The organism is Aeromicrobium senzhongii (genome assembly GCF_014334735.1).
Lineage (GTDB): Bacteria > Actinomycetota > Actinomycetes > Propionibacteriales > Nocardioidaceae > Aeromicrobium > Aeromicrobium senzhongii.
The window spans coordinates 1,210,015-1,227,500 of the sequence record NZ_CP060587.1 but is presented as its reverse complement, the minus strand read 5'-3'; the positions used below and the strand labels follow the sequence as shown (position 1 = coordinate 1,227,500).

At 71.5% G+C, this 17,486-nt stretch carries 17 protein-coding genes; 4 read left to right on the top strand and 13 right to left on the bottom strand.

The window, feature by feature from the left end:
- Positions 1-36: 36 nt before the first annotated feature.
- From H9L21_RS06190 to hisF, 5 genes are all read right to left on the bottom strand, one after another.
- Positions 37-588, bottom strand: a complete 552-nt coding sequence (locus H9L21_RS06190; protein ID WP_187411861.1) for a Trp biosynthesis-associated membrane protein — start codon at positions 586-588, stop codon at positions 37-39.
- Positions 585-923: a phosphoribosyl-AMP cyclohydrolase gene (hisI, locus tag H9L21_RS06185; RefSeq protein ID WP_187411860.1), complete on the bottom strand. Its 339-nt coding sequence runs from the start codon at positions 921-923 to the stop codon at positions 585-587. The genes H9L21_RS06190 and hisI overlap by 4 nt, the downstream gene beginning before the upstream one ends.
- 119 nt (positions 924-1,042) lie before the next feature.
- A complete protein-coding gene (locus H9L21_RS06180) occupies positions 1,043-2,827 on the bottom strand; it encodes an ABC transporter ATP-binding protein (RefSeq protein ID WP_154595254.1) in 1,785 nt (594 codons plus the stop codon).
- Positions 2,820-4,631 carry an ABC transporter ATP-binding protein gene (locus tag H9L21_RS06175; RefSeq protein WP_308209233.1) on the bottom strand — a complete coding sequence of 604 codons (1,812 nt, stop codon included), beginning with the start codon at positions 4,629-4,631 and terminating at the stop codon, positions 2,820-2,822. The genes H9L21_RS06180 and H9L21_RS06175 overlap by 8 nt, the downstream gene beginning before the upstream one ends.
- Positions 4,628-5,389: an imidazole glycerol phosphate synthase subunit HisF gene (hisF, locus tag H9L21_RS06170; protein ID WP_304518649.1), complete on the bottom strand. Its 762-nt coding sequence runs from the start codon at positions 5,387-5,389 to the stop codon at positions 4,628-4,630. The genes H9L21_RS06175 and hisF overlap by 4 nt, the downstream gene beginning before the upstream one ends.
- A 4-nt stretch (positions 5,390-5,393) precedes the next feature.
- Between hisF and H9L21_RS06165 the strand changes: the two genes are divergently transcribed.
- Positions 5,394-6,068, top strand: a complete 675-nt coding sequence (locus H9L21_RS06165) for a hypothetical protein (RefSeq protein ID WP_154595256.1) — start codon at positions 5,394-5,396, stop codon at positions 6,066-6,068.
- A 3-nt stretch (positions 6,069-6,071) separates the two neighbouring features.
- Here H9L21_RS06165 and H9L21_RS06160 read toward each other — a convergent pair whose 3' ends face one another.
- Both H9L21_RS06160 and priA read right to left on the bottom strand, forming a co-directional pair.
- Positions 6,072-6,599 carry a DUF1707 SHOCT-like domain-containing protein gene (locus H9L21_RS06160; RefSeq protein WP_154595257.1) on the bottom strand — a complete coding sequence of 176 codons (528 nt, stop codon included), beginning with the start codon at positions 6,597-6,599 and terminating at the stop codon, positions 6,072-6,074.
- Positions 6,600-6,601: 2 nt separating this feature from the next.
- Positions 6,602-7,324: a bifunctional 1-(5-phosphoribosyl)-5-((5-phosphoribosylamino)methylideneamino)imidazole-4-carboxamide isomerase/phosphoribosylanthranilate isomerase PriA gene (gene priA, locus H9L21_RS06155; RefSeq protein ID WP_187411859.1), complete on the bottom strand. Its 723-nt coding sequence runs from the start codon at positions 7,322-7,324 to the stop codon at positions 6,602-6,604.
- A 41-nt stretch (positions 7,325-7,365) separates the two neighbouring features.
- Between priA and H9L21_RS06150 the strand changes: the two genes are divergently transcribed.
- Complete coding sequence (locus H9L21_RS06150; protein WP_154595258.1) at positions 7,366-8,022, top strand: YitT family protein; 657 nt, start codon at positions 7,366-7,368, stop codon at positions 8,020-8,022.
- Between the two features lie 19 nt (positions 8,023-8,041).
- On the opposite strand, the gene hisH is transcribed toward H9L21_RS06150, so the two are convergent.
- Genes hisH through hisD form a run of 4 tightly spaced genes read right to left on the bottom strand, consistent with a single transcriptional unit; the run spans position 8,042 to position 11,679 of the window.
- Complete coding sequence (gene hisH, locus H9L21_RS06145) at positions 8,042-8,686, bottom strand: imidazole glycerol phosphate synthase subunit HisH (protein ID WP_154595259.1); 645 nt, start codon at positions 8,684-8,686, stop codon at positions 8,042-8,044.
- A 22-nt stretch (positions 8,687-8,708) separates the two neighbouring features.
- The gene (gene hisB / locus H9L21_RS06140) at positions 8,709-9,308 is read right to left on the bottom strand and encodes an imidazoleglycerol-phosphate dehydratase HisB (RefSeq protein ID WP_154595260.1); all 600 of its coding nucleotides are present in this window, start codon (positions 9,306-9,308) and stop codon (positions 8,709-8,711) included.
- On the bottom strand, positions 9,305-10,384 hold the full coding sequence (locus H9L21_RS06135; protein WP_255467373.1) for a histidinol-phosphate transaminase: 1,080 nt from the start codon (positions 10,382-10,384) through the stop codon (positions 9,305-9,307). The genes hisB and H9L21_RS06135 overlap by 4 nt, the downstream gene beginning before the upstream one ends.
- Positions 10,381-11,679 (bottom strand): histidinol dehydrogenase, encoded by a 1,299-nt coding sequence (gene hisD, locus H9L21_RS06130; RefSeq protein WP_187411858.1) that lies wholly within the window; start codon positions 11,677-11,679, stop codon positions 10,381-10,383. The genes H9L21_RS06135 and hisD overlap by 4 nt, the downstream gene beginning before the upstream one ends.
- A gap of 39 nt (positions 11,680-11,718) precedes the next feature.
- Here hisD and H9L21_RS06125 point away from each other — a divergent pair, with 39 nt between their 5' ends.
- Together H9L21_RS06125 and ybaK are read left to right on the top strand one after the other, a co-directional pair.
- Complete coding sequence (locus H9L21_RS06125; RefSeq protein WP_222865862.1) at positions 11,719-12,906, top strand: benzoate/H(+) symporter BenE family transporter; 1,188 nt, start codon at positions 11,719-11,721, stop codon at positions 12,904-12,906.
- A gap of 10 nt (positions 12,907-12,916) precedes the next feature.
- On the top strand, positions 12,917-13,405 hold the full coding sequence (ybaK, locus tag H9L21_RS06120) for a Cys-tRNA(Pro) deacylase (RefSeq protein WP_187411857.1): 489 nt from the start codon (positions 12,917-12,919) through the stop codon (positions 13,403-13,405).
- On the opposite strand, the gene H9L21_RS06115 is transcribed toward ybaK, so the two are convergent.
- Together H9L21_RS06115 and dnaE are read right to left on the bottom strand one after the other, a co-directional pair.
- Entirely contained in the window at positions 13,383-13,895 is a 513-nt protein-coding gene (locus H9L21_RS06115; RefSeq protein WP_154595261.1) for a hypothetical protein, read from the bottom strand. The genes ybaK and H9L21_RS06115 overlap by 23 nt on opposite strands.
- Positions 13,892-17,431, bottom strand: coding sequence for a DNA polymerase III subunit alpha (dnaE, locus tag H9L21_RS06110; protein ID WP_154595262.1), 3,540 nt, complete (start codon positions 17,429-17,431; stop codon positions 13,892-13,894). The genes H9L21_RS06115 and dnaE overlap by 4 nt, the downstream gene beginning before the upstream one ends.
- Positions 17,432-17,486: the final 55 nt, after the last annotated feature.

The following is a 17,486-nucleotide window of genomic DNA, read 5'->3' as shown; positions in this document are numbered from 1 at the left end:
TGCTCGGGGTGGTTCGGACGACAGCCTACTGGGTGGTCAGGCCGTCGGATCCACGCCGTCGTCCATCGCCTTCCACAGGTCGCTCGATTCGGGCTCCCGGGCGGCCGGCGTCTCGTACTTGCGGCCCATCGTCGCCCAGCGCGGGCCGAGCCAGGCGACCAGGATTCCGGTGATCACGATGAGCACGAAGCCCACGACGGAGAGCGCCTGCGCGGCGGTGGTGCTCCAGTCGACGGCGACGCCGGAGACGGCCGCCTCGTCGATGGCGCGGGCGCGGGCGGTGCGCATCGCGTCGTCGGTCCCGACCGACATCACGACGCCGACCGCGCCGGCCAGGGCGACCACCGCTCCGATGACCCGGCGCAGCCGCGGACCGGCCGCCAGCACTCCGGCGCCCGCGGCCATCGCGAGCACGGCGAGGCCGGTGGCTCCGGGGACGACGTCGGCGCCGGACACCGCGAGGTCCACCTCCGGCAGACCGGCCGCGGACACCGTCGCGCGGGCCCAGGTGGCGCGGACGGCGGCCAGCGTGCCGCCACCGACTGCCAGGAGCAGCAGGACGGCCGGGGCCAGCAGATTGCGTCTCACGTGAGCAGACCCTCGTCGAAGCAGGTCGTGGCGCCGGTGTGGCACGCGGGGCCGGTCTGGTCGACGACGAGCAGCAACGTGTCGCCGTCGCAGTCGAGCCGGACCTCGCGCACGCTCTGGGTGTGCCCGGACGTCTCGCCCTTGACCCAGTACTCGCCGCGGCTGCGGCTCCAGAACGTGGAGCGTCCCGTGGTCAGCGTGCGGTGCAGCGCCTCGTCGTCCATCCAGCCGACCATCAACACGGCCAGGGAGGTCGCGTCCTGCACGACGGCCGGCACCAGTCCGGCCGGGTCGCGCTTCAACCGGGTCGCGATCGCGGGATCCAAGGAAGTCACGTCTCCCAGTGTCTCAGGGCGGCGGTGGTCGGTTTACCACGGGACCGTGGTGTTCTGGCGCCTCCCCGACGAAGTTTCCCTGGGGAGGCGCGGGTTTACCACGGGACCGTGGTAAACCGTCACGCCAGCGAGGCCTGCGCCACCCAGGACGCGTGCAGCCGCGAGTACACGCCGCCGGCTGCCACGAGGTCGGCGTGGCGGCCGTCCTCGACGAGCCGACCCTGGTCGAACACGAGCACGCGGTCGGCATTCTCGGCGGTGGACAGGCGGTGGGCGATCGTGACGCTGGTGCGGCCCTGCAGCAGACGGTCGAGCGCGCGCGTGGCGCGCAGCTCGGTCTGCGGGTCGACGGCGCTGGTCGCCTCGTCCAGGACGAGGAAGGCGGGGTCCGCCAGCGCCGAGCGCACGAGGGCGACCAGCTGGCGCTCCCCGGCCGACAGCGACTCGCCGCGCTGGCCGACCCGGGTGCCGAGGCCGTGCGGCAGAGCGGCGAACCAGTCGGCCAGGCCCAGCTGCTCGACCGCGTGCACGAGGTCCTCGTCGGTGGCCGTCCGCGATCCGTACCGCAGGTTCTCGGCCAGCGTCGCGTCGAACAAGAACCCCTCCTGGGGCACCATCAGCACGTGCCGGCGCAGGTCGTCGAAGGGCACCCGGGAGATGTCGACACCGCCGAGCAGGACCCGTCCCTCGGCGGGGTCCATCAGCCGGGTCAGCAGCTTGGCGAACGTCGTCTTGCCCGAGCCGGTCTCGCCGACCACGGCGACCCGCTGACGCGGCGCGATCGTCACGTCGACGTCGGCCAGCACCGTGGGGCCGTCGGGGTACGCGAAGGACACGTGCTCGAACCGGGCGTCCAGATCGCCCTCGGGGAGCCGCTCACCGCCCGGACCGGGATCCACGACGTCGGCCGGGGTGTCCAGCAGGTCCAGGACCCGGCGCCACGACGAGATGGCGTTCTGGGCCTCGGAGATCACCTGGGTGGCCATCTGCGCGGGACCGGTGAACAGTCCGACGAGGAACACGAACGCGACGATCGTGCCGACGGAGAGCTCGCCGACGACTCCCAGCCACACCCCGATGCCCAGGACGGCCGCGTTGGCGATGCCGGCGACCACGATGGCCGCGGAGAACGCGCCCGCCGTGATCGTCTGGGCGCGGATGTTGTTGCGGTAGTTCGCGCGCACGGCGACGTCGACACGCTCCTGCGTCCGGGCCTCGATGCCGTAGGAGCGCACGACGGCCGCTCCCACGACGGGCTCGGCGATGACGGCGAGCATCTCGCCGACGCTGGCGCGCACGCGGTCGTAGGCACGCGACATCGCGCCGGCGAGCCAGCGCAGGCTCAGCGCGAGCGGCACGAAGCTGATCAGGACGACCAGGGTCAGCTGCCAGGACAGGAACGCCATGACGATCGTCGCCACCAGCATCTGACCGATGCTGACGATCATCATGATGCCGGTGAACTGCAGGAACTGGCTGATCTGGTCGACATCGGACGTCACGCGCGAGACGAGCGAGCCGCGACGCTGGGTGTTCTGGGTCAGCATCGACAGGTCGTGCACGTGCCGGAACGCCGCGACGCGCAGGTTGGCCAGCCCGCGCTCGCTGGCGGTGAAGATCCGCACCTTGGACCAGTAGCCCGTGGCGGCGATCGCGACCATCAGCACGGCGGCGATGACCACGTACCGCGTGATCGTGGAGGTCTGCACGTCGCCGGAGGCGAAGCCCTCGTCGAGCGCCGACCGGACGACGATCGGCACCAGCGATCCGCCGGCCGTGCTGATCAGGGCCAGCACGAGGGTCAGCCAGATGCCCTCGGTCATCTCCGGGTTGTGACGCATCCCCCGCACGAGGACGGCGACACCGCCCTCACGCTCATGCTCCCGCGCGGGTGTCTCACTCATGGTCGACCTCCTCACGGGCCTGGTCGTAGGCGTCGACGAGATTGCGGTAGGCCACCGATCGCTCGCGCAGCTGCGCGTCGGTGCCGTGATCGGCGACCCGGCCGCCGTCGAGGAAGACGACCTCGTCGGCCAGGGCGATGGTGGCCTTGCGGTAGGCGACGACGACGGTCGTCGGCGATCCGTCCCGGTCGGCCAGCGCCCGCAGGATCCGCTGCTCGACCTCGGGGTCGAGCGCGCTCGTGGCGTCGTCCATGACCAGCACGCGCGGGTCGCGGACGAGGGCGCGCGCCAGGGCCAGTCGCTGCCGCTGGCCACCGGAGAGCGAGGTGCCCCGCTCCCCCAGCTCGGTGTCGAGGCCGGCGGGCAGTGCGGCGACGAAGCGGTCGGCCTGCACGATGCGCAGGACCTCCCACACCCGCTCGTCGGGGACGTCGAGGTCGAGCACGACGTTGGCGCGCACCGTGTCGTCGAACAGGAACGTCGACTGCGGGACGAGCGCGACCGCCCGCGTCAGCTCGTGCTGGGACAGGTCGCGGGCGTCGGTGCCGCCGACGAGGACGGCACCGGAGTCGGGGTCGACGAGGCGGGTCACGAGCGACGCCAGCGTGCTCTTCCCGCTGCCGGTGCCGCCGACGATCGCCGTGACCGTGCCGGCCGGGACCGTGAACGAGATGTCGCGCAGCACCGCGGTGTCGGGCTCGTCGGGATGGCTGTAGTCGAGGTCCTCGACGTGCAGGTCGACCGGTCCGGTCCCCGGGACCCGGGCCGTGCCGTAGTCCATCGCCTCGTCCTCGTCGATGACGCGCGAGACACGGTCCCAGCCGACGACGGCACGGGGCAGCTCGCCCAGCACCCAGCCGAACGAGCGGATCTGCATGCCGATGACGGTGAAGAGGTAGGCGACCTGGACGACGTCGCCGGCGTCCGCCGCGCCCGACTGCACCCGCAACGCGCCGATCAGCACGACGGCGAGCACCGCCAGGTTGGGCAGCATCTCGATCACCGGGTCGAAGACGGCACGGATGCGGCCGATCCCGATCGCCGCGTCCCGCAGACGCTCGCTGGCGGCGCGGAAGCGGGCGGTCTCGTCGGCCTCGCGGCCCAGCGACTTGACCACGAGGGCACCGTCGAACGACTCGTGCGCGACGGTCGAGACGTCGCCGCGCAGGCTCTGGGCCAGCGCGATCCGCGGCCCCTGGGCCCGCTGGTAGACCGCGTTCGCCACGAAGAGCAGCGGGATCACGACCAGCCCCACGAGTGTGAGCACGGGGTCGGCCACCACCATCGTCGCGATCGCCGCGACGAGCATCGCGATCGTGCCCAGCGCCATCGGCAGCGGCATGAACACCGACCAGGTGGCCTCGACGTCGGCGTTGGCGTTGCTGAGCAGCTGGCCGGCGGGGTGGCGGTGGTGCCAGCGCAACGGCAGTTGCAGGTACCGCCGGGTGACGCGCAGCCGGTCGTCGCGCACGAGGCGGTAGAACACCACTCCGCCGAGCAGGCGGCGACCGACGACGCCGACGGTGCGCAGCAGGGCGGCCAGCAGGAACAGGCCGATGCCCGCCCACAGGGTCGACCAGGTGATCGCCGCGTCCTCGACCGACGGGGTGATGACGTGGTCGGTGGCCCAGCCCAGGACCCAGGCGTCGGCGACGGTCATGACGCCGAAGAGCAGGGAGGCCAGCGCGGCCCACGTGAACATGACGCGCTGGCGCATGATGCCGCGACCCACGACGGCGAAGCCGCGTCGGGTCAGGTTCTCGGTGCCACCGCCCCCGAGGGAGTCCAGGATCGGGGTGGTCACCGAACCACGTGTCCCGCGGCTCGCAGCGTCTCCTTCACCGCGGGGATCGTCAGCGAGCCGAAGTGGAAGACGCTGGCGGCCAGCACCGCGTCGGCGCCGGCCTCGACGGCCGGCGGGAAGTGCTCGAGGCGGCCGGCGCCGCCGCTGGCGATGAGCGGGACGTCCGTGACGCCGCGCACCGCGCGGATCATCTCGAGGTCGAACCCGGCCTGCGTGCCGTCGGCGTCCATCGAGTTGAGCAGGACCTCACCCACGCCGAGCTCGCTGGCCCGGCGCACCCACTCGATCGCGTCGATGCCGGCCGAGCGGCGGCCGCCGTGGGTGGTCACCTCGAACCCGCTGGGTTGATCGCCTGCACGTCGAGCGTCAACGCTCAGCACGAGGACCTGATTCCCGAAGCGGTGCGCGATCTCGGCGATCACCTCGGGTCGGGCGATGGCCGCGGTGTTGATGCCGACCTTGTCCGCGCCCGCCCGCAGCAACCGATCGACGTCGTCGACCGTGCGGACGCCGCCACCCACGGTCAGGGGGATGAAGACCTGCTCGGCGGTGCGGCCCACGATGTCGAACGTCGTGGAACGGTCGCTGCTGGAGGCGGTGATGTCGAGGAAGGTCAGCTCGTCGGCGCCCTCGGCGTCGTAGACGCGGGCCATCTCGACGGGGTCGCCCGCATCACGCAGGTCGACGAAGTTCACACCCTTGACGACTCGGCCGCCGTCCACGTCCAAACAGGGGATCACACGGACAGCTAGGCTCACGCGCATGAGCGTAGTCCGTGGGTCCCACGTCCGGTCGAGCCGCCTGTGGGTGGTCGCGGTGGCGACAGCGCTGACCCTCGCCGCCTGCTCGGACTCCCCGGACGAGGAGCCCGCGCCGAGCCCCAGCAGCCCCTCGGCCACCGCGACCTCGTCGCCCACCGCGACGCCGACCACCGAGTCGCCGACCACGCCGGCGCCCGAGGCGCTGCCGCCCCTCGCCGAGCTCGTGGTGTCCCCCGGACGCGTCGGCCCCGCCGCGGCGGGCATGACGCGCGACGAAGCCCTCGCCACCGGCCTGTTCGAGGCCGACGCACCGGTCCGGGGTGAGGACTGCGGCCGGGTCGCGCCGCTGGCCTGGAAGCCCGACTACGCCTCGTCGCTGGACGTGCTGGCCCAGGAGGACGGCACGATCGTCTCCCTCGGGGTCCGCGGCGAGCAGCCGCGCACGGCGGACGGCCTCGGTGTCGGCAGCACCCTGCGCCAGGTCTCGGGCGTGCACGAGACCGCCGAGCTCACCGAGGCCGGCTACGGCCAGACGGGCGTGCTCGTGACCGACGGCGACCGCTGGCTGGGCTACCTGTTCGACGCGGACCCCGAGTCGGTCGGACCGAACGACGAGGTCGTCCTCGTCGAGGTCACGCAGGGCACCAAGCCCGACCTCATGCGCGACGGCTGCTGAGCCTCACGCGTCGCCGTCGTCCTCGCGATCTGCGTCCCTGCGCCGGCCCAGGCGCCGCGCGATCCTGCGCTCATGGTGCTCGATGCGCTGGCCGCGGTTCACCACCTGCATGAGCCAGCCGACGCCCACGCCCAGGATGGGGAAGATCGGCCAGAAGAAGTACACGTCACCGTTGAAGACGCTGGTCGCGCCCCAGATCCCGGTCGTCATGGTGCCGACGGTCAACACCGCGTTGCGAGCGTCGCGCGTCTCGCGACGGTAGCGCCGCACCGCCTCGTCGCGCACGGACAGCGCCGCCGGAGCGGGAGCCTCGAGGTCCTGCAGCAGCGGCGCGAACTCGCCCAGCAACGTCGCCGAGAGCGCGGCCTGCGAACGGCGGTCGAACTCCGTGCGGTCGAGCCGCCCGTCGGCGTACGCCTCGCGCAGCGCCTCGACGGCCGTCTCACGGTCGCCGTCGGAGGCACGGACGCCGGCCACCTCCGTACGGCGTGGATCGGCGCTGAAGCCGTCCCACCGCACGAGGCCGGCCACGACTACTCCGCGACCGCGGCGAGGGCGTCGGGCAGGGTGAAGGCCCCGGCGTACAGGGCCTTGCCGACGATCGCACCCTCGACGCCGATGTCCGCGAGCGAGGCGATCGCGCGCAGGTCGTCCAGGCTCGAGACGCCGCCCGAGGCGACGACCGGCTTGTCGGTCTGCTCGCAGACCTGGCGGAGCAGGTCGAGGTTGGGTCCCGAGAGCGTGCCGTCCTTGGTGACGTCGGTGACGACGTAGCGGGCACAGCCGTCCGCGTCGAGCCGGGCGAGGGTCTCGAACAGGTCGCCGCCCTCCTTGACCCAGCCGCGCGCCGCCAGGGTGCGTCCGCGCACGTCGAGGCCCACGGCGATCCGGTCGCCGTAGCGGGCGATGGCCGACCGGCACCAGTCCGGGTCCTCGATCGCGGCGGTGCCCAGATTGACCCGGCGGCAGCCCGTGGCCATGGCGGCGTCGAGCGACGCGTCGTCGCGGATCCCGCCGGAGAGCTCGACGTCGATGTCGAGGCGGCCGATCACGTCGGCCAGCAGCTCACGGTTGGAGCCCTTCCCGAACGCGGCGTCCAGGTCGACCAGATGGACCCACTCGGCTCCGTCGGACTGCCACTGCAGGGCGGCGTCGAGCGGGGATCCGTAGGAGGTCTCGCTGCCGAGCTCGCCCTGGACCAGGCGCACGGCCCGGCCCTCGGCGACGTCGACGGCGGGGAGCAGTTCGAGAGTCACCCCGCGATCGTATCGACCGCCCTCCGTAGAGTTGGTGGGCCATGACTGACAGCCAGCACGAACCCACCTCCCCCGAGTCCTTCGACACCACCGAGCCCACCGCGGTCACCATCCCCCACACGCCCGCCGAGGACATCCTCGGCGTCCTCACCGGGACGTGGCTGGCCTCGCTGGGTCTGCACCTGCTGCACGAGGCGCACGCGGTCACGGGCGGCACGGCCGGTCTCTCGCTGCTGCTGACCTACGCGTTCCCGGTGGCGCTGCCGCTCATGCTGATCGTGGTCAACCTGCCGTTCTTCGCGCTCGCGGCGTGGAAGAAGGGCTGGCGCTTCACGTTCCGGTCGATCGTCGCGGTGGGGCTGCTGTCGGCGTTCACCTCGGTGCACGGGCAGCTGATCCCCTCCCCCGACCTCGCACCCGTCTACGGCGTCCTCACCGGCAACATCCTGGCCGGGGTGGGCATCCTCATCCTGTTCCGCCACGGGTCGAGCCTGGGCGGCTTCAGCGTCCTGGCGTTGATCGCCCAGGAGCAGGCCGGCCTGCGCGCCGGGTACGTGCAGATGGCGCTCGACGTGCTCGTCGTGGTCGCCGCGCTGCTGGTCGTGCCGTGGGACAACGTGCTGCTGTCCGCCGCGGGCGCGGTCGTCCTCAACCTCATCCTGGCGTTCAACCACCGCCCGGAGCGCTACCGCGCCTGATCAGCCCGGGGGCCGCGCCTCAGAGGGTCGCGATCCAGTTCTCGAGCAACCGGCGACCCGCGTCGCCGGACTTCTCGGGGTGGAACTGGGTCGCCCAGAGCGGACCGTGCTCGACGGCCGAGACGAACCGGTCGCCGCCGTACTGCGTCCACGTGACACCCGGTGCCTTGAACGCCGTGCCCTCGGCGTCGAGGTGCCACTCGCGCACACCGTAGGAGTGCACGAAGTAGAAGCGCTCGTCCTCGATCCCGGCGAACATCGCCGAGTCGGCCGGCGGCTCGACGGTGTCCCAGCCCATGTGCGGCACGATCGGCGCCTGGAGCTTCTCGACGGTCCCGGGCCACTCGCCGCAGCCGGTGCTGCGGACCCCGTGCTCGATGCCCTCGGCGAACAGGATCTGCATGCCCACGCAGATGCCCAGGACCGGGCGGCCGGCGATCAGCCGGCGCTCGATGATCCGCTCACCGTCGACCTCGCGCAGGCCGCGCATGCAGGCCTCGAAGGCCCCGACGCCGGGCACGAGCAGGCCGTCGGCGTGCTCGGCGACCCGGGTGTCGGAGGTCAGCTGGACGTCGACGCCCCGCGCCTCGCCCGCGCGCTCGACGGCGCGCACGGCGGAGCGCAGGTTGCCCGATCCGTAGTCGAGGACGGCGACGGTGGTCATGCGCGGGCTCCGTTCACACGGGTCACAACGCGCCCTTGGTCGAGGGGATTCCCGTCTCGCGGGGATCGAGCTCGACGGCGGCGCGCATCGCCCGGGCGAGCGCCTTGAACTGGCACTCGGCGATGTGGTGCGGGTCGCGGCCGGCCAGCAGGTTCATGTGCATCGTGATGCCGGCGTGGTGCGCGATCGACTCGAAGACGTGCGAGGTCAGCGACCCGATGTACGAGCCGCCGATGATCGCGGTGATCTGGCGCTCGGGCTCGCCGGTGTGCACGAAGTACGGACGTCCGGAGACGTCCACGACGCACTGGGCGATGGCCTCGTCCAGCGGGACCAGGGCGTTGCCGTAGCGGCGGATGCCGGACTTGTCGCCGAGCGCCTCGCGCAGGGCCTCGCCGATGCAGATCGCGGTGTCCTCGACGGTGTGGTGGGCGTCGATGTGCAGGTCGCCCTCGGACCGGACCGTGAGGTCGATCAGCGAGTGGCGGCTGAAGGCGGTGAGCATGTGGTCGTAGAAGCCGACGCCGGTGCTGATCTCGTGACGCCCGGTGCCGTCCAGGTCGAGCTCGACGACGACGTGCGACTCGGAGGTCTTCCGCTCGATCCGTGCGGTCCTGCTCATCGGGGATCCACCTCCATCAGTGCGGTGCGAAACGCCCGCATCTCGTCCGGGGTGCCGATCGACACCCGGAGCCAACCGTCGGGTCCGACCTCGCGGATCAGGACCCCTCGATCGACCAAACCTTCCCACACCGCGTGACGATCGGCGAAATGCCCGAACAGCACGAAGTTCGCGTCGGACGCGGCGACGTCGTACCCGCGATCGGCCAGCCAGGCCGAGGTCTCGTCGCGGGTGCTGCGCAGCTCGTCGACCCGTGCCAGCAGTTCGTCGGTGTGCCGCAGGGCGCCCAGCGCCGTCGCCTGCGTGACCGCCGACAGGTGGTACGGCAGCCGCACGATCCGCAGCGCGTCGACGATCGCCGGATCCGCGGCCAGGTAGCCCAGCCGGCCGCCGGCCAGCGCGAAGGCCTTGCTCATCGTGCGCGTGACGATCAGGCGCGGGTGCTCGGCGAGCAGCTCCAGGGCCGTCGGGGTGCCGGCGCGGCGGAACTCCGCGTACGCCTCGTCGACCACGACCACGCCGGGCGCCGCGGCCAGGACCGCGTGCAGCTCCTCGACCCCCAGCGCCGTGCCCGTGGGGTTGTTGGGCGAGGTGAGGAAGACGACGTCGGGTCGCTCTGCCGCGATCAGCGCGACGGCCGCCGGGACGTCGATCGCGAAGTCCTCGCGGCGGCGTCCCGCCACCCAGCGGGTGTGGGTGTTGCGGGCGTACTCGGGGTACATCGAGTAGGTCGGCGCGAAGGACAGGACCGTGCGCCCTGGACCGCCGAAGGCCTGCAGGATCTGCTGCATGACCTCGTTCGAGCCGTTCGCGGCCCAGACGTGCGCCGCGGTGAGTCCGTGGCCGAGGTAGCCGGCCAACGCCTCGCGCAGCGCCCACGCCTCGCGGTCGGGGTACCGGTTCAGCTCGAGCGCCGCCGCCTGCACGGCCGCGGCGATGTCGGCCGCCGCCTCGGCGCTGGGGCCGTACGGGTTCTCGTTCGTGTTGAGCCGGACGGGCACGTCGATCTGCGGGGCACCGTAGGGCTCCTCGCCGCGCAATTCCTCACGGATCGGCACCCACGCCGGAACACTCACTTCTCGCGCTCCAGCCGGACCGTGACGGCGGCACCGTGCGACGGCAGGTCCTCGGCCTCGGCCAGCGTGACCACCCGGTCGCCGACGTCGCGCAAGGCGTCCTCGGAGTAGGTCACGACGTGCATGTTCTTGAGGAACGCGCGCACGGACAGACCCGAGGAGTGGCAGGCGCACCCGGCGGTGGGCAGCACGTGGTTCGAGCCGGCGGCGTAGTCGCCCAGCGAGACCGGCGCGAAGGAGCCGACGAAGACGGCGCCGGCGTTGACGATCCGGTCGGCGACGGCAGGCGCGTCGGCGGTCTGGATCTCGAGGTGCTCGGCCGCGTAGGCGTTCGCCACGTCGACGCCCTGGTCGACGTCGCGCACCAGCACGGTCGCGGACTGCTGGCCGGCCAGAGCGGTGCGGATCCGCTCCTGGTGACGCGCCGTGGGCACCTGGCGCTCGAGCTCGGCGTCGACGGCGTCCGCCAGCTCGAGCGAGTCGGTGATCAGCACGGCGGCAGCCAGCGGATCGTGCTCGGCCTGGCTGATGAGGTCGGCGGCGACGAACTCGGGATCGGCCGTGGAGTCCGCGACGATCGCGATCTCGGTGGGACCGGCCTCGGCGTCGATGGCCACGACACCTTGCAGGTGGCGCTTCGCGGCCGCCACGAAGATGTTGCCCGGGCCGGTCACGAGGTTGACCGCCTCGTTCTCCTGGGTGCCGTAGGCGAGCATCGCCAGGGCCTGGGCGCCGCCGGCGGCGTAGACCTCGTCGATGCCCAGCCGCGCGCACGCGGCCAGGATCGTCGGGTGCGGCAGACCGCCGAACTCCGCCTGCGGCGGGCTGGCGAGCGCGATGCCCGGCACCCCGGCCACCTGCGCCGGGACGGCGTTCATGATGACGGTGCTGACCAGCGGCGCGAGGCCACCGGGAACGTAGAGGCCGACCCGCTGCATCGGGACGATCCGGCGCTCGACCGTCGCGCCGGGCGCGACGTCGACGGACACCGAGCACTCCAGCTCGGCCTCGCAGGTGAGCCGTAAGCGGGCGATCGACTCGTCGATCGCGGCCAGCACGGCGGGGTCGACGTCGGCGAGTGCCTGCTCCAGCGCCTCGGTGGGCACGCGGAGGCGCTGAGGGCGCACGCCGTCGAACTTCTCGCCCGCGTCCAGCACCGCCTCGGCACCCCGTGCGCGCACGTCGTCGCAGATCGGCACGACGGCCGCGAGCGCATGCTCGACGTCGACCTCCGCGCGGGGCACCGCGTCGCGGTATCCGTCGGTCTGGTCACGCAGGTCGAGTCGTCTGAGCACCCCGCAAGTCTAGGTCGCGCGATGGCCTAGCCTCACAGCGTGTCCCCCTCCCCCGCGGCGCACGACCGGCTGCAGCCGATCACCGCCGGAGTCGTCACCGCGCTGGTGGGCTTCACGTCCTCGTTCGCCGTCGTGTTGGCGGGGTTGCGCGCCGTCGGCGCGTCGGAGTCCCAGGCCGCCAGCGGGTTGTTCGCGCTGACCGTCGGGTTCGCGCTGCTGATCATCGTCCTGGCGCTGACGCACCGGGTCCCCGTCACCCTGGCGTGGTCCACCCCGGGAGCGGCCCTGCTGGCCTCCACCGGAGGTGTCGACGGAGGGTGGTCGGCCGCGGTCGGCGCCTTCGTCGTCACCGGCGTGCTGATCGCCCTGATCGGTGCCGTCCCGTTCCTGGGCGCTCTCGTCGCCCGGATCCCGGCGGAGATCGCCCAGGCGATGCTGGCCGGGATCCTGCTGCCGTTGTGCCTGGCACCGTTCGTCTCGTTGGCCGACTCGCCCGGATACGTGGCCCCGGTCATCGCGGCGTGGCTGGTCGTCAGCCGGGTCCGGCCACGCTGGGCGGTGCCCGCGGCGCTGCTGGTCGCGGTGGCGGCGATCACGGTGTCGGTGCAGCGGTCCGGCCGGGAGTTCGACACGGGCGCCCTCGTACCCACGCTGGAGTGGACCACGCCGACGTGGACCTGGTCGGCGGTCGTGGGGATCACCGTCCCGCTCACGATCGTCACGATGGCCTCGCAGAACCTGCCGGGTGCGGCGGTCCTGCGCAGCTTCGGCTTCGCGGTGCCGTGGCGATCCTCGGTCGTCGCGACCGGGGTGGGCACCGCGATCGTCGCCCCGTTCGGTGGGCACGCCATGAATCTCGCGGCCCTGTCCGCCGCCCTGGCCGCCGGCGACGAGGCCGGCCCGCGCGAGCGACGGTGGCTCGCGGCGGTCTCGGCAGGCGTGGGGTACCTGGTCATCGCGGGCGCAGCCGGGGTCGTGGTCGCCCTGGCCGCGGCGGCACCGGCCGGGATCATCGAGGCCGTCGCCGGCCTGGCCCTCATCGGCGCGCTCGTGGCGGCTCTTCAGGGCGCGCTGACGCCGGCGCGCCACCGCACCAGCGCGGGCGTCACCTTCCTGTTCGCGGCCTCGGGCGTGACGCTGCTGTCGGTGGGATCAGCGTTCTGGGCCCTGCTGCTGGGACTTCTCGTTCGTGTCGTACTGGAGCGCGACGACCCCGAAGACAGGTAGCCTCGCGCTCGTGGCGAAGAAGAACTCCGGTGAAGCGACCCCGGCCCTCGTGGCGCTGCACCGCGCCGGCGTGCCGGTGACGGTTCATGCCTACGAGCACGACCCGAGAATCCGCTCGTACGGACTCGAGGCCGCCGACGCGCTCAAACTGGATCCCGCGCGCGTCTTCAAGACCCTCATGATCGACATCGACGGCACGCTGGCGGTGGCCGTGGTCCCGGTCTCGGGGAGCCTGGATCTCAAGCGTGCCGCCGCGGCACTGGACGGCAAACGCGCCCAGTTGGCCGATGCGGCCGCCGCCCAGCGGGCGACCGGCTACGTGCTCGGCGGCATCAGCCCGTTCGGCCAGAAGAAGCAGCACCGCACCATCGTCGACACCAGCGCCCTGGCCCATCCGACGGTCTTCGTCTCGGGTGGGCGGCGGGGCCTGGACCTCGAGGTCGCTCCGGCCGACCTGATCGCCCACACTCAGGCGGTCACGGCGCGGATCGCTCGCTGACCTCGGCGGACTGCTCGTCGTCCTCGTCGACGCCGTCCGAGCTCAGGTACAGCGTGATCGTGTAGCCCAACACCGCGGCGAGCGGCCACAGCAGGAACGGCACGATCGTGTCGACGGCGAACTGGTCGCGGACGACATCGCCCACCTCGAGCCCCGTGGCGTCACGGACCGGCTGAGGACCGAGCCAGACGCCGAGGCGCCAGCACACCAGCGAGGCCGCCGACGCGGCCCCCGCCAGACCCACGACGGTCTGCCACTGAGCCGACCGCGTGATCCGCTGGACCAGGACACCGGCCACCAGCCCCAGCACGACCCCCACGAGGGTGAAGACGGCGACCACCTGGAATCGCCCGGTGGCGTTCTCCTCGGTCAGCACCAGGCCGCGCTCGGTGGCCAGCCACTGCGACGGACGGCCCAGGCCCCACCACACGAAGGCGGCCGGGACCCCGGACGCCATGACGCCCAGCAGCGACCACGAGACGCGGTTCACGTGAGACACCCCGGACCGAGCAGTTCCTTCAGGTCGGCGAACAGGGACGACGTGGTCGAGACCCGCAGGCCCTGGTCGAGCCGCATCGTGGTGGTCTTGCCGTTGCCCGAGAGCCGCAGGTGGACCTCGGTGACGCCGGGATGGGCGGCGAGCACCTGCTTGAAGGCGTTGATCGTGTCGAGCGTGCAACGCGAGGTGGCCAGACTGACGACCAGCGGCTGGTCGGTGCGCCCTTCGCCGATCGCGGGACGGGTGACCTCGTTGGCCGACAGGTCCATGCCCTCGTCGTTGCGCCGGACCCGCACCTTCGCCACCACGAGCGAGTCCTGCGTCAGGACCGAGGCGGCCAGGTTGTAGGCGGCCGGGAAGACGGCGATGTCGACCGATCCCTCGAGGTCCTCGAGCGTGATCGTGGCCCAGGTGTCGCCCTTCTTGCTCATCCGGCGCTGGACGTTGGTGACGAGGCCGCAGAGCTTCAGGACGTCGCCGTCGGGCCGGTCGCCGTCGAGCAGCGTGCCGATCGAGGTGTCGGAGTTGGCGGCCAGGACGTGCTCGAGGCCGCCCAGCGGGTGGTCGGACACGTACAGGCCCAGCATGTCGCGCTCGAAGGCGAGCTTCTGGGTCTTCTCCCAGTCGGCGATGTCCGGGACCGTGATGCCCAGGCCGTCGAACTCCTCCTCGAACGCACCGAAGAGCGAGTCCTGACCGATCGCGGCATTGCGCTTGATGTCGATGTACTGGTCGACCGCCTCCTCGGCGATCGACGCGAGCGCGCGCCGGCCGTGGCCGAGCGAGTCGAACGCACCGGCCTTGATCAGCGAGTCCAGGACGCGCTTGTTGCACACCTGGGTCGGGACCTTGTCGAGGAAGTCGGCGAAGTCGGTGAAGGCGCTCTTGGTCTCGCGTGCCTCGACGATGCCGGCCACGACGTTGGCGCCGACGTTGCGCACGGCCGTGAGCCCGAAGCGGATGTCGGGACCGACCGAGGCGAAGTTCGCGACCGAGTCGTTGACGTCGGGGGGCAGCACCTTGATGCCCAGGCGGCGGCACTCGGCCAGGTACAGCGCGGACTTGTCCTTGTCGTCCTTGACGCTGGTGAGCAGCGCCGCCATGTACTCGGCCGGGTAGCGCGCCTTGAGGTAGGCGGTCCAGTAGCTGATGACGCCGTACGACGCCGAGTGCGCCTTGTTGAAGGCGTAGTCGGCGAACGGGACGAGGATCTCCCACAGCGTCTTGACCGCGTCCTTGGAGAAGCCGCGCTCGATCATGCCGGCCTCGAAGCCGACGAACTCCTGCTGCAGGACCTCGCGCTTCTTCTTGCCCATCGCGCGACGCAGGTTGTCGGCCTGTCCGAGCGAGTAGCCGGCCAGCACCTGGGCGATCTCCATGACCTGCTCCTGGTACACGATCAGCCCGTAGGTCGTGCCCAGGATCGGCTTGAGCGCCTCGGTCAACTCAGGATGGATGTAGTCGATCTCCTGGCGACCGTTCTTGCGCTTGGCGTAGTTCGTGTGGCTGTCGGCGCCCATCGGTCCGGGACGGTAGAGCGCGATGACGGCGCTGATGTCCTCGAAGTTGTCGGGCTGCATCTGCTTGAGCAGCTGGCGGATCGGCGGCGAGTCGAGCTGGAAGACGCCCAACGTGTCGCCACGGCACAGCAGCGCGTACGCCTCGGGGTCGTCGAACGCCAGGTCCTCCAGCACCAGGTCGATGCCGCGGTTGGCCTTGATGTTCTCGATCGCGTCGTTGAGGACCGTGAGGTTGCGCAGGCCCAGGAAGTCCATCTTGACCAGGCCCAGCGACTCGCACATGGGGTAGTCGAACTGGGTGATGACCGAGCCGTCGGCCTCGCGCTTCATGATCGGCACGATGTCCAGCAGCGGGTCGCTGCTCATGATCACGCCGGCGGCGTGGACGCCCCAGTTGCGGATCTGGCCCTCGAGGCCCAGCGCGATGTCGTAGACCTTGCGCACGTCGGGGTCCTGCGAGTGCAGGTCGCGGAAGTCCTTGCCGTCGTTGTAGCGCGGGTGCGACTCGTCGAAGATCTCGGCCAGCTTGACGCCCTTGCCCATGACGTCGGCGGGCATCGCCTTGGTGATCTTGTCGCCCATCGCGAACGGGTAGTCCAGGATGCGGCTGGCGTCCTTGATCGCGGCCTTGGACTTGAGCCGGCCGAACGTGGCGATCTGGGCGACCTTGTCGGTGCCGTACTTCTGGCTGACGTACTGGATGACCTCGCCGCGGCGACGCTCGTCGAAGTCGATGTCGAAGTCGGGCATCGAGGGGCGCTCGGGGTTGAGGAAGCGCTCGAAGATCAGGCCGTTCTTCAGCGGGCACAGGTCGGTGATCCGCAGCGCGTACGCGGCGATCGAGCCGGCGCCCGAGCCACGGCCCGGGCCGACCCGGATGCCGTTGCCCTTGGACCAGCCGATGAAGTCGGCGACCACGAGGTAGTACCCGCAGTAGCCCTTCTGGGCGATGATGTCGAGCTCCATCTCGGTGCGGGCGCGCACGTCGTCGCCGAAGTCGGCGCCGTAGCGCGACTCGATGCCGCGCCAGACCTCCTGGCGGAACCAGGACTCCTCGGTCTCGCCCGCGGGGATGTCGGCCCGGGCCATGTAGCCGCCCGTGGACTCGGTGAACTCGACCTCGCAGCGCTCGGCGATGAGCAGCGTGTTGTCGCACGCCTCCTTCATCCCGTGCTTGTCCTCCCACAGCGAGCGCATCTCGGCCGCGGACTTGATGTAGTAGCCGCCGCCGTCGAAGCGCAGCCGCTTCTCGTCGCTGATGCGCTTGCCCGAGGCGACACAGATCAGCGCGTCGTGCGCCGCGGCGTCCTGCGGGTGCGTGTAGTGGGAGTCGTTCGTGGCCACCGGCGGGATGCCCAGCTCGCGGCCCAGGCGCAGCAGGTCCTCGCGGACCCGGCGCTCGACCGAGATGTCGTGGTCCATGAGCTCGAGGAACAGGTTCTCCTTGCCGAAGATCTCCTGCAGCTCGGCGGCCTCACGACGGGCCTCCTCGTACTGGCCCAGCCGCAGCCGGGTCTGGACGGCACCGGACGGGCAGCCGGTGGTGGCGATGAGCCCGGTCGAGTACTTCTCGAGCAGCTCGCGGTCGGCGCGCGGCTTGTAGTAATAGCCCTCGAGGCTCGACAGCGACGACAGCCGGAAGAGGTTGTGCATCCCCTCGGTGGACGACGCCCACATCGTCATGTGGGTGTACGCGCCACCGCCCGCGACGTCGTCGCCGCCCTCCTCGGCGGCGTTGCCGCGGCCCCAGCGCACGCGCTTCTTCTCGGTGCGGTGGGTGCCGGGCGTCAGGTAGGCCTCGAGGCCGATGATCGGCTTGACCCCGTGCTTCTTGGCCGTCTTCCAGAAGTCGTACGCGCCGTGCACGTTGCCGTGGTCGGTCATCGCGATGGCCGGCATCTGCTGCTCGGCGGTGCGCTCGAAGAGCCCTCCGAGCAACGAGTGTCCATCGAGCATCGAGTACTCCGTGTGGACGTGCAGGTGCACGAAGCTCGAATCACTCGCCATGGTCGCCGTCGGCCTCCGCTACATCGTCAATCCCGGTCCGGGGACAGGTGGTCGG